Genomic DNA, 11,593 nt, shown 5'->3' with positions numbered 1-11,593 from the left:
GTGTGGCGGGTGGGCGGGGGGGGGTTTCGGGAAGTGTTCTCCGGGAGGGGTTCCGTGGCTAGTGTGTGAGCCGTCAGGTGCCGTCATGTGCGCGGCGGGATCCAGGTGGGGCGCCGGGTGCGAGGGGCGTCCGCGGGCGTCGGGCCGTGCCCGGGCGCCGCGGTGGCCGGGGGGAGGCTGATGTGTCCACGGCGTTAGCGGTCACCAGCAGCGACCTCGTGCTGGCCGGGCCGGACCGGCAGACCCCGGGCGCACACGTCTTCGCGCCCCCGCGTGAGCAGCCGTTGGAGACGGCGCTCGCCGAGACCCACGCGCTGCTGGAGCGGCACGGCTATCTCGTCGTCGTGCACCCCTCCGGCCTGCCCACCCCGTTCCTGCACCGGCTGCACACCGTGCGGGCGCTGCTGGAGAGCCACCGGATCGCGCTCATGCCCGTCGCGCTGCCGCCGCTGGCGACGGCCGTCCTGGTGCGTCAGCTGCGGCAGTTGTCGGTGTGCGACTTCAGCCCCGGAGTGCTGGGCGCCGCCGTGCGGCTGCTCACGCACTACCTGTACGCGGGTGCGGTGCTCGGCTCGGTCACCGGGCTCGACCGGGTGCCGGTCGGGCTGGGCGCGCACACCCGGTCCTGGCTGCCGGGCTCCCGGTTCGCCGTGCTGGCCGCTCCGGTGCCGGAGCTGGTGCGGATCGGCGGCGCCGGGGCGGACGGCGAAGCAGCGCTCACCGGGCCGCAGTTCGCCACCCGGCTGACCGTGGCGCGCGGCCCGCTGGGCGGCGAGTGGGCCACCGGGAGGCTGGCGTCGCGCTGGCGGGTCGCCGGGGTGGACGAGGCACCGCTGCCCGGGGAGTCCGCCGCCTGGTGGGGCACCGGGAAGCTGACGGAGTTCGTGGCCGGTATCCCGGAGGTCTCGGTGCTGCGGCAGCTCGTCGCCTCGGTGCGCCGCGACCTCTGCCACTGGTGCGGGCTCGAACTCATCGGCGACCGCTGTGCGTTCTGCGCCGCGCCCGCGCCGCCGGACGGCGGTTCCGCCGGGCGGGCGGCCGGCCGGGGCACCGAGGGCGGTGCGGGTCCCGGCCCGGCCCGTGCCGCGGCGGAGCCCGCCGGTGGCGGCGCCACCGCCGCGGCCTCCCCGCCCGCGTCCGCGTCCGCCTCAGCGTCCGCCTCCGCCGCCCGTCAGGACGACGGCCCCGTCGTCGCCGACCCCCGAGGAATCCGTCGATGAATGCACGCCAGCGCCGTGGCGTCCTCCTGCTCGTCCTGTCCCTCCTGTGCGCGCTGGGCGCGTTCGCCGGTGTGCTGGCGGTGGTCAGGAACGTCGAGTCGAAGGTGGGGGACGAGACGACGGCGTACGAGCTGAAGCAGGACGTGTCCGCGTACGAGCGGCTGAAGGGGGCGCAGTTCCGGAAGGTCAGCATGCCGAAGCGGTGGCTGCCGGGTACGGCCGTCACCGATCTGTCCGAGGTGCGCGGGAAGATCGCCGTCAATCCGCTGCGGAAGGGCTCGCTGTTGCAGAAGGACATGATGGCCGACCGTCCCGAACTCGAAGCCGGTCAGCAGGAGATCGCCATCATGATCGACGCGGAGACGGGCGTCGCGGGGAAGATCAAGCCGGGCAACCGGGTCAACATCTACGCGACCTTCGAGGGAGAGCGCGCCGGGTCCAAGGGCGGCGGCACCCCGGACGAGTCGCGGGTGATCGTCAGCCAGGCGCGGGTCATCGACGTCGGCAAGCTGACCCCGTTCAAGGAGGGGGAGGACCGCGACGAGCGCACGCGGCAGCGCGAGCGGGACGGTGTACCCATCACCTTCGCCCTGGGTACCGAGGACGCCCAACGGGTCGCCTACGCCGAGTCGTTCGCCGAGCACGTCCGGCTCGCCCGGGTGGCGCCCGGTGACGACGCCGAGGTGCCGGAGGACGACCGCACCTACAGCCTCGCGAAGGACCGGTAGCGCGGTGGCCGGCCGGCGGATCTCCGGGGCATGCTCCCGGGCGCGGCTTCCGGTGCGCAGCTGCCCGTGCCTCGTCGGCGGCTCCGTCACCGGCTCCGTGAACGGCTCTCTCGGCAGCCGGGGCAGCAGTCGGTTCAGCAGGCACGTCAGCAGCGAGGTTCCGGGCGCTGTCCCGGACGAGGTCCCGAGCGACGTCACCAGTGAGGACAGGTGAGCCAGCCGATGGTCATCCGCATCCAGCCGGCCGTCAGCGACCCGGACGCCGCCCGCTCCCTCGTCACCCTGCTCAGCCAGCTGCCGGAGTGCGAGCCGGTGCCGCCCGCGATCGACTCCACCCAGCTGATCGACACCCTGTCGCAGCAGGCCGCCGAGTCCCCGGCGGACCTGCCCGAGGTCGTGCTCGTCCACGAACTGATCGGCTCCGTCCCCGCGCTGGAGCTGATCCGGGAGGTGGCGCTGCACTTCCCGGCCGTCGCCGTCGTCCTCGTCACCCAGGACACCAGCCCCGGGCTGTACTCGGCCGCGATGGACGCGGGCGCCCGGGGCGTGGCCGGACTGCCGCTGTCCTACGACGAGTTGGCGGCGCGCATCGACGCCGCCGCCGCGTGGGCCTCGGGCGTACGCCGTCACCTGGGCGTGTCGGGACACGGCGGGCGCGACCCGGGCCCGCGCGGGCAGGGCGGGACCGTGCTCACCGTCAGCGGGGCCAAGGGCGGCGTCGGCACGACGCTCGCCGCCGTGCAGCTCGCGCTCGCCGCGCGGGCCTCCGGCCGCGACACGGCACTGGTCGACCTGGACCTCCAGGCCGGTGACGTCGCCTCCTGTCTGGACGTGCAGTTCCGCAGGTCGATCGTCGACCTCGCGGGCATCAGGGACATCTCGCCGCGCGTCCTCCAGGACGCCGTCTACACCCACGAGTCCGGGCTGGGGCTGCTGCTCGCGCCCGGCGAGGGCGAGCGGGGCGAGGAGGTCGACGAACGGGCCGCCCGGCAGATCCTCGGCGCCCTGCGCACCCGGTTCGAGGTGGTCGTCGTCGACTGCGGCAGCCAGATGCACTCCGCCAACGCGGCGGCGGTCGAACTGGCCGACCTGGCCGCCCTGCTGACCACGCCCGATGTGATCTCCGTGCGGGGGGCCAAGCGGACGGTGCGGCTGTGGGAACGGCTGCGGATCCGCAAGGCCGAGGAGACCGTGACGGTCGTCAACCGGGCCTCCCGGCACACCGAGATCCAGCCCTCGCTGATCGCGCGCGTCACCGGGACCCCGATGGCCCGCACCACCGTGCCGGCCGCCTTCAAGGAACTCCAGTCGGCGCTGGACGCCGGACGCATGCAGGACCTCGACGCGAAGGGCAGCGTGCGGCAGGCGCTGTGGGCGCTCGCGGGCGAGCTGGGGCTCGTCGTCGACGGCGGCGGGAGCGGTGCGAAGATCGGCGGGCGGAGCGGGACCGGCCGGGGCCGGCGCGGACGCTCCGGCGGACGCGGGGCGGCCGGGGCCCCGGCGGGCGACGGCGGTACCGGCAGCGCCGGGATATTGGGCCAAGGGCGTGCGGAGCTGCCCGCCGGCGGCAGACAGGCGCTTCCGCCGGGCGGCCCGCGACCGGGGCGGACGGGGGCGGGTCCCGCTTCCGCCTCGGGGCCGGGGCAACCGGGGCGGCCGGGGCGGCCGGGACGGCCGGGATCGGGTCCCGCTTCCGCTTCCGGCTCGGGGCCGGGGTCGGGGTCGGTTTCCGGCTCGGGTCCGGGCCTGCTGCCGGGGCAGGCTTCCGGTGCCGCTCAGGGGTTCGGGCCCGTGGCCGGTTCCGCTCAGGGAAGGGCTCACGGGACCGCTTCCCGGGAGGGGCCCGCCCCTGGCCACGGCCCGGGGTACGGCGCCGACGGCGGTGAACACGGGCCCGGGACGGGGACGTTCGGGCCGGGGTACGGGTACGCACCGGGGCCCGCCGGGGCGGAACCGACCGGGGCCGGGCCCTCGCCGTACGGTCCGTCGTATGCCGGGGCGGCGCTCGGCGGCGGCCAGCCACCGCCGCCCGGTTCGGCGCCGTACGGTCCGCCACCGGCGGGCGGGCCGCCTGCGCCGGGCCCGGTGACGGACGAGGTGTCGCGCAACGAGGCATCGGGCCACGAGGCGGCGCGCAACGAGGCGTCCCGCAACGGCGCGTGGCAGGCCGGAGCGTCGCCGGGCGGACCGCCGTACCCGGAAGGGCCGTCGTATCCGGATGCGTCGCTGCCGCAGGGCCCGCCGTACCCGGATGTGCCGTCACCGCAGCCGCCGGAGAGGCCGCCGTACCCGGAAGGTCCGGCGTACCCGGCGGGCCCCGCAGCCGAGGGGCCGTCGTACCCGGCGGGGGACCCGGCTCCGGAGCGGCCGTCGTACCCGGCGGGGGCCTCGGTCGCGGACGGGACACCGTATGCGCACGGGCCCTCGCCCACGGACGGTGCGCCGTCGGGGGAGGGGTCCGCGGCGGAAGGGACTTCGGCCGAGGGGACTTCGGCCGAGGACCCGTCCGCTGAGGGCGAGGCGCACGGGGCGTCCGGTGGTGGGGCCGGGAGCGGGGGCGTCGGCTGGTGGCGGCAGGAGCCGGGGGAGGGATGGGCGCGTGGCGGGGACCGGGGCGCGGTGTCGGTGGAGTTCGCCGGGATGGCGCCGGTGGTGCTGGTCGTGCTGGTCCTGCTGTGGCAGTGCGTGCTGATCGGCTACACCTTCTCGCTGGCCGGGAACGCGGCGGACGAGGCGGCCCGCGCGGCGACGGGCGCCGCGGCGTACGGCGATCCGCAGGGTGCCTGTGAGGAGGCGGCGCGGGAGCATCTGCCCGCCACGTGGCGAAAGAGCGCTTCGGTGAGCTGTGCGCGGGGCGGCCACGTCTGGAAGGCGCAGGTCGATCTGCGGACGCCGATCCTGTTCCCGGGGGCCGCCGGGCTGCCGTTCACCGTGAACGGCGAGGCGGGCGCGGCGGAGGAGGGGTGAGCGGATGAGCGGGCGCAAGGGTGTCCTCCGCCGGGCGTGGCCGGTGCGGGACGGTGAACGGGGCGCCAGCGCGCTGGAGTTCGCCGGGATGCTGCCGATCGTGCTGCTGGTGGCGGTGGCGGCCGTGCAGCTCGGCGTCGCCGGGTACGCCGTCCAGCAGGCGGGTACGGGCGCGCGGGCGGCGGCGCGGGTGGCGGCGCAGGACGACATCGCGGGGGAGTACCAGGCGGGCGGCCGGAACGCCATGTCGGGCTGGACGGCGTCCCGCAGCAGTTTCGCGCTGGCGGACGGCGGCGAGGAGGTGGAGGTGACCGCGACGGTGACGATCCCGTCCCTGATCCCGGGGATCGACAGCTTCGGCAAGGCGTCCCGCTCGGCGACGATGCCGGCCGAGTGACCGGCACGCCGAGGACATCGGAGGACCGGAAGCCGCACGTTCCGCGACCGAGGGGAGGAGGCCGGCCATGAGTCTGCGCAACCGCGTCGCCGCGGCCACGCCCGAGCACACCGGCGTGGCCGGAAGGACGGCCGCCGACAGCACGAGCCATCTGGTCACGGCCTACCGCACGAAGCTGCTGGAAGAGATCGACCTGGCGGAGATGTCGGCGCTCAGCCCGGCCGAGCGCAGGGCCCGGCTGGAGCGGGTCCTCGGGCACATCATCAGCCGCGAGGGCCCCGTCCTGGCGACGCAGGACCGTACGCTGCTGATCCGCCGGGTGGTGGACGAGGCGCTGGGGCTGGGGGTGCTGGAGCCGCTGCTGGAGGACGGCTCCATCACGGAGATCATGGTCAACGGGCCGGACCAGATCTTCGTCGAGCGCGCGGGCCGCGTCGAGCAGGTGCCGGTGCGGTTCGCCTCCGAGGAGCAGCTGATGCAGACCATCGAGCGCATCGTCTCCACGGTCAACCGGCGGGTGGACGAGTCGAATCCGATGGTGGACGCGCGGCTGCCCTCCGGCGAACGCGTCAACGTGATCATTCCGCCGCTCTCGCTGACCGGCGCGACGCTCACCATCCGCCGCTTCCCGCGCGCCTACAGCCTGCACGAGCTGATCGGCCTCGGCACGCTGGACGAGCACATGCTGGCGCTGCTGTCGGGGTTTCTGCGTGCGCGGTTCAACGTCGTCGTCTCCGGGGGGACGGGCAGCGGGAAGACGACGCTGCTGAACGCGCTGTCGGCGCTCATCCCCGAGCACGAGCGGATCATCACCGTCGAGGACGCGGCCGAACTCCAGCTCCAGCAGCAGCATGTGATCCGGCTGGAGACGCGGCCGCCGAACGTCGAGGGCAAGGGGCAGATCACCGTGCGCGATCTGGTCCGCAACTCGCTGCGGATGCGGCCGGACCGGATCATCGTCGGCGAGGTGCGCGGCGGCGAGACGCTCGACATGCTCCAGGCCATGTCGACGGGCCACGACGGCTCGCTGGCCACCGTGCACGCCAACAGCGCGGAGGACGCGCTGATGCGGCTCCAGACGCTGGCCTCCATGTCGGAGGTGGAGGTGCCGTTCGCCGCCCTCCAGGATCAGATCAACTCGGCCGTGGACGTGCTCGTCCAGCTGGCGCGGCTGGCCGACGGCTCGCGCAAGGTCGTCGAGATCTCGCTGCTCGCCTCGCACGGCCGGGAGCGTTTCCAGCTGGCGACGGCCTCGCGGTTCGAGGCGCGTCCGATGTCGGCGGACGGGCGGGTGCACGGCACGTTCGCGCATCTGCCGCTGCCCCGCCGGATCGCCGACCGCATGTATCTGGCGGGCGAGCACGTGCCGCCCGCGTTCGGTGTCGCGGACTCCGCCGACCAGTTGGCCACCCGGGAGGCGGACTGACCGTGCCCCAGCCCCCACCCGCCCGCCCGGCGCCCCGCCGCGCGGCCCTCTCGCCCCCGGAGCCCGCCCGTCCGGAGCCGTTCCGCCCGGAGCGCCTCGGCCCGGGGCGGCGCCCCCAGTGCCGACTCCCGGAGCCCCGCCGACCGAAGCTCTCGCGCACGCCGCGCCCGTCCGCCCCGAGGTGCTCGCCATGCCCGCCGTGACCGCCCCGACCCGCGCCCTGAGCGGGGTGCACGCCCCGTACGCCGCTCCCGCCCCGGACGGTGTGCCCGACGGCGGACGGGCCCTCGCGCTCGACGCCGCCGCCCAGTTCGCGCTCGGTGCGACGCTGGTCGCCGTCGCGCTCGCCGTCCTCGGGGTGGTGCTGTACGCCTCCGGACGCTCCCGGAGCAAGGCGCTGCTGCACCGGCTGGCCGGATCCGACGCGGCGGCGCTCGCGCTGCCCGGCGGGGGCGAGCGGGGCCGCCGCTTCGGCGCCGTCGACCGGCGGGTGCGGGCGACGGGCCCCGGCCGCCGCCTCCAGGCGAAGCTGGCCACGACGGGGCTGGAGTGGTCGGCGGGCGAGTTCGTCGTCTGTCTCGCGGCGCTGGTCGCGGTGGTGTGGGTGGTGGCCGCGACGGTGCTCGCGCCGTTCTTCGGGCCGATCGCCGGGCTGGTGGCGGTGTTCTCCGCGAACGCGTTCCTCAACCACCAACGGCAGCGCCGCACCGAGCAGTTCATCAACCAGCTGCCGGAGCTGTCCCGCATCCTGGCGAACGCCACCTCGGCCGGGCTGGCCCTGCGCACGGCGCTCGGTATGGCGGCCGAGGAGCTGGAGGCGCCCGCCGGGGACGAGCTGCGGATCGTCACCGACCAGCTGGCCGTCGGACGGTCGGTGGACGACGCGCTCGGCGAGCTGGCGGAGCGGCTGCCGTCCCGGGAGCTGGTGGTGCTGGTGACGACGCTGGTGCTGTCGAACCGCGCGGGCGGCACCATCGTCGGCTCGCTGCGCAACCTCACCACGACGCTGGAGGAGCGCAAGGAGACCCGGCGCGAGGTGCGCACGATGCTCGCCGAGGTCAATGCGACGGCCTTCACCATTCCCCTGCTGGGGCTCGGAGCGATGCTGATGATGAACTCGATGATGCCGGGCGCACTGACCCGGGTCACCGGCTCCCCGGTCGGGCAGATCGCCATGGTCGTCGCGGTCGCGCTGTTCGCGGCGGGCTTCCTGGTCATCCGCCGGCTCGGCAGGATCGAGGTGTGACGATGGTGGCGTTCGCGCTCGCCGCGCTGGTGGGGCTCTCCGTCCTGGGGGCGTTCGCCGGGGTGCGGATGTACCGCGCGGAGACGAGACTGCCGGACGATCTGGCCGTCGCGCTGGAGGTCGGCGCGACCCGGGCCGGCTCCGGCGAACAGGCCGTCGACCGGCTCGGGCTGCGTCTGGTGCCGCTGGTGCTGCGGCTGATGGGGCCGGCGCGGGTGGAGAAGAAGCGGCGCCGTATCGACCAGGCGGGCAACCCCGGGGGTCTGACCCTCCAGCGGTACGCGGCCCGCCGTGCCGTCTTCGGCCTGTTCGGGCTGGTGATGGGCCTGGTCGGACTCGCGGCGGGCAGCCCGCTGTTCACCGTCGTCGTCCTGGCCTTCGGGTGGACCGCGGCCGACCTGAGCATCCGGCAGGCGATCAAGGAGCGCCGGCACGTCATCGAGCGCACACTGCCGGACTTCCTCGACGTCCTCGCCGTCGTCGTCTCGGCCGGGCTCGGCTTCCGGCAGGCGCTGGAGCGGGTCGCCGACCGGTACGAGGGCCCGTGGGCGGACGAACTGCGCATCACGCTGCGCCAGATGGACATGGGCGTCAGCCGCCGCCAGGCGTTCGACGAGCTGCGCCGGCGCAACACCAGCGAGCAGGTCGACCAGTTCGTCACCGCCCTTCAGCAGGGCGAGGAGCTGGGCGCGCCGATCGCCGACACGCTCATACAGATCGCCACCGACATGCGCAGGACCGATGCGCAGAACGCGCGCCGCAAGGCGGCCAAGACGGTGCCGAAGGCGACGATGACGACCATCGCCTTTCTGCTGCCGGGCACCCTGATCCTCATCGTCGCCACGTTCATCCTCGGCTCCGGCACGGACTTCGGCGCGGTGCTCGGCGGCTGACCGCCCCGGGCCCGGCGCCGGACCGAGCGACTAGGCGGTCCCGCCCAGCAGTTCGACGAGCCCGTCGGCCAGGGCCTCGCGCCACCACGCCCAGTCGTGCCCGCCGTTGACGGTGCGGCACACCACCCGGTGCCCGTGCGCCCGCAGGGCCTCGCCCAGGGTGTGGACCAGCCCGGCCGACGGGCCCTCGTGCAGCCCCGCGTCGAGCCGGACGCGCAGCGCCGCGGGGGAGAGCCCCGCATCCGGGGGCCCGTCCATGAACAGCGAGGCGAGCCACGGCGGTTCGCCGCCCGGTACGGCGCCCGGTGTGAGGCCGCCGGGCCCGGCCTGCGGTGCCCCGGGCCGCCACCACAGCGAGGGCGACTGCGCCAGCACCACGCCGAACCGCTCCGGCCGCAGCCGCGCCGCGTACAGCGCCGTCAGCCCGCCGAGGCCCTGGCCCGCGACGACGGTGCGCGCCCCGTCCCCGGTCACCGGCCAGCGGGCCGCGGCCCAGGGCAGCAACTCGTCGGCGAGGAAGCGCACATACTCCTCGGACGCCGCCAGCTCCCGCCGCCGGGTGGGGCCGTCGACGGAGTCGGGTGCCAGTACGGCCAGGGGCGGTATCCGGCCGTCGGCGATCAGGGCGTCCAGACAGCCGGCCAGCCCGAGCCGGCCGAACCACATGTCCCCGTCGCACAGCACCAGCACCGGCAGCCGCACCCCCTCGGTCCGTGCCGCGCCCTCGGCGCCGGGCGGCAGATAGACGTACACGTCCCGGACGACCCGACCCGCCCCGTCGCCGCCCCGGACTTCCGCGTCCGCCCCGTCCGCGCCTTCCGTCTCGTCCGGCCGGTGTGCCTTCTCCGGCCCGTGCGACAGGGCACGGCTCGGCACCCGGTACCGGTCGACGCGCCCCCGGGGCACGCCCTCCCGTGGCTCGGCCCAGGCGCGCGCCGGCGCGCCCGGCAGGGCCAGGACGCTGCTGCCGGGGCTTCCCCGACGTCCGGGCAGCAGCGCCGGGTTGAGCGGGTCGGGCCCGGCGAAGGCACACAGTCCGCGCAGCCGCTGCTGGGCGACGGCGGGGTCGGCGGGCGGCGGCCCGGGGGAGAGATCGGCGACCATCCGGTACGAGGCGAGGTGATCGGCGCGCAGCCGGTAGGCCAGATGCCAGACGTCCGTCCCCGGCAGCCGCTCCATCAGCGCGTCCGCCAGCCGCTCCCGCTCCACGAGCGTGTTGACGAGCAGCAGTACCTGGCCCACCGCCCGGTGTCCGCGCCGCAGGAAGGTGACGGCGAGATGGCCGGGGTCGTCGTCGAGCGGCTCGGCCAGCGGGGTGCCCGCGCGGGCCGCGGCGTCCCAGAACTCCTCGACGACCGCGTCGCGTTCGTCCTCCGCCGTCCGTGCCAGGCGCGCGGCGAGCCGGGCGATCACCGGGCTCGGCACGGTGCGCGGCGGCTGCGGCCCGGCGCCGTCCGGCCGGGGGCCCGGGTCCGGGTCGGTGGGCCGCCGGGCGTCCGAGGCGTCCGGGAGGCCGGGGGTGTTCGCCGTGTCGGGGGTGTCCGGGGTGTCCGGGGTCTCCGAGGTCTCCGGAAGGTCCGGGGTCTCCGGTGTGCCGTGCGGCAGCGAGGCCGGTCCGGCGGGCTCGTCGGGGCAGGGGCGGCGGCTGGTGTGCGGTGCGGATGTCGTCAAGAGGGCCCCGCTCTCTGGTCGTTCCTCGGGCGCGCGCCGACGAGAGGCTTATTAGCTTAGCCTAACCTAACTTACCGGTCGGGTGCGCCGTACAGGCGTGGGAGAGCGGGGCGTTGCGGAAACGACGGACGGGGCGGCACCGCGAAGGGTGCCGCCCCGTCCGGGGTGCGACGACGCGAGCGCGCCGGTCCGTGGGCAGTCGCCCGGGGCCGTTCGCCGGCCGTCCGGTCAGAGCGAGATGCCGTGGGCGCGCAGGTAGGCGACCGGGTCGATGTCCGAGCCGTAGTCCGGGCCGGTGCGCACCTCGAAGTGCAGGTGCGGACCGGTGGCGTTGCCGGTCGCGCCGGACAGGCCGATCTGCGTGCCCGCGCCGACCTGCCGGCCGACGGAGACCGAGACGGACGACAGGTGGCCGTACTGGGTGTACTTGCCGTCGGCGTGCTTGATGACGACCTGGTTGCCGTACGCACCGCCGTTGCCGGCCGCGACGACCTCACCGGCTGCGACGGCCTTGACGGAGGTGCCGGAGGACGCGGTGAAGTCCACACCGGTGTGGCTGCCGCTCGACCAGCTGCTGCCGGACGCCTGGTACGGCGTGCTGGTGCCGCCCGGCACGGGCCGGACATAGCCGCTGCCGGTCGCCTGGGAGGAGCCGGAGTCGGCCGAGGTCTTCGCTTCGGCACCGGCGGCCTTGCCCGAGGTGCCGCCCTGCGGCTCGGCGCCGGACCCGGTGTGCGCACCGGAGGACTGCTGCTGGGCGCCGCCCTTCAGGGTGAGCTTCTGGCCCGGCACGATCAGGTTCGGATTGCCGCCGATCTCCGAGCGGTTGGCGTCGTAGACCGTCTTCCAGCCACCGGAGACATGGTGCGCCACGGCGATCCGGTGCAGGGTGTCACCGCTGCGGACGGTGTAGTCGGCGGACGCCGGGCCGGACTCCGCCTTCCGCGGGGCGGACTCCTGCTGGGGCTGCTGCTGCTTGGGCTGGGTCTGCTGCTGCGGCTGCTGCTCGGGCTGGGTCTGCTGGGAGCCGCCGTCGGGGTGGACG

Annotated in this window: 9 protein-coding genes; 7 read left to right on the top strand and 2 right to left on the bottom strand. The window is 75.4% G+C overall.

Annotated elements, in window-relative coordinates; genetic code table 11:
- Positions 1-182 precede the first annotated feature (182 nt).
- From SCA03_RS33855 to SCA03_RS33820, 7 genes are all read left to right on the top strand, one after another.
- Positions 183-1,220: a hypothetical protein gene (locus tag SCA03_RS33855; RefSeq protein ID WP_086818128.1), complete on the top strand. Its 1,038-nt coding sequence runs from the start codon at positions 183-185 to the stop codon at positions 1,218-1,220.
- Positions 1,217-1,948 (top strand): Flp pilus assembly protein CpaB, encoded by a 732-nt coding sequence (gene cpaB, locus SCA03_RS33850; protein WP_030892209.1) that lies wholly within the window; start codon positions 1,217-1,219, stop codon positions 1,946-1,948. Before SCA03_RS33855 ends, cpaB begins: the two co-directional genes overlap by 4 nt.
- Positions 1,949-2,170: 222 nt before the next feature.
- Positions 2,171-4,915: a TadE/TadG family type IV pilus assembly protein gene (locus SCA03_RS37120; RefSeq protein WP_308698573.1), complete on the top strand. Its 2,745-nt coding sequence runs from the start codon at positions 2,171-2,173 to the stop codon at positions 4,913-4,915.
- Between the two features lie 4 nt (positions 4,916-4,919).
- On the top strand, positions 4,920-5,312 hold the full coding sequence (locus SCA03_RS33835; RefSeq protein WP_030892199.1) for a TadE family protein: 393 nt from the start codon (positions 4,920-4,922) through the stop codon (positions 5,310-5,312).
- A 67-nt stretch (positions 5,313-5,379) separates the two neighbouring features.
- Entirely contained in the window at positions 5,380-6,738 is a 1,359-nt protein-coding gene (locus tag SCA03_RS33830) for a TadA family conjugal transfer-associated ATPase (RefSeq protein WP_030892197.1), read from the top strand.
- 190 nt (positions 6,739-6,928) lie between these two features.
- Complete coding sequence (locus SCA03_RS33825) at positions 6,929-7,984, top strand: type II secretion system F family protein (RefSeq protein ID WP_086815766.1); 1,056 nt, start codon at positions 6,929-6,931, stop codon at positions 7,982-7,984.
- Between the two features lie 2 nt (positions 7,985-7,986).
- Entirely contained in the window at positions 7,987-8,877 is an 891-nt protein-coding gene (locus tag SCA03_RS33820; protein WP_030892192.1) for a DUF5936 domain-containing protein, read from the top strand.
- Between the two features lie 30 nt (positions 8,878-8,907).
- Here SCA03_RS33820 and SCA03_RS33815 read toward each other — a convergent pair whose 3' ends face one another.
- Together SCA03_RS33815 and SCA03_RS33805 are read right to left on the bottom strand one after the other, a co-directional pair.
- Positions 8,908-10,548, bottom strand: coding sequence for an alpha/beta hydrolase-fold protein (locus SCA03_RS33815; RefSeq protein ID WP_230989095.1), 1,641 nt, complete (start codon positions 10,546-10,548; stop codon positions 8,908-8,910).
- Positions 10,549-10,776: 228 nt separating this feature from the next.
- Positions 10,777-11,593, bottom strand: an 817-nt coding sequence (locus SCA03_RS33805) for a M23 family metallopeptidase (protein WP_141275852.1), incomplete at its 5' end; no start/stop codon positions are given.

The sequence above is a fragment of the Streptomyces cacaoi genome, from assembly GCF_006539165.1.
In the GTDB taxonomy this organism is placed as follows: Bacteria; Actinomycetota; Actinomycetes; order Streptomycetales; family Streptomycetaceae; genus Streptomyces; species Streptomyces cacaoi.
This window is presented reverse-complemented; position numbering and strand designations above follow the sequence as displayed.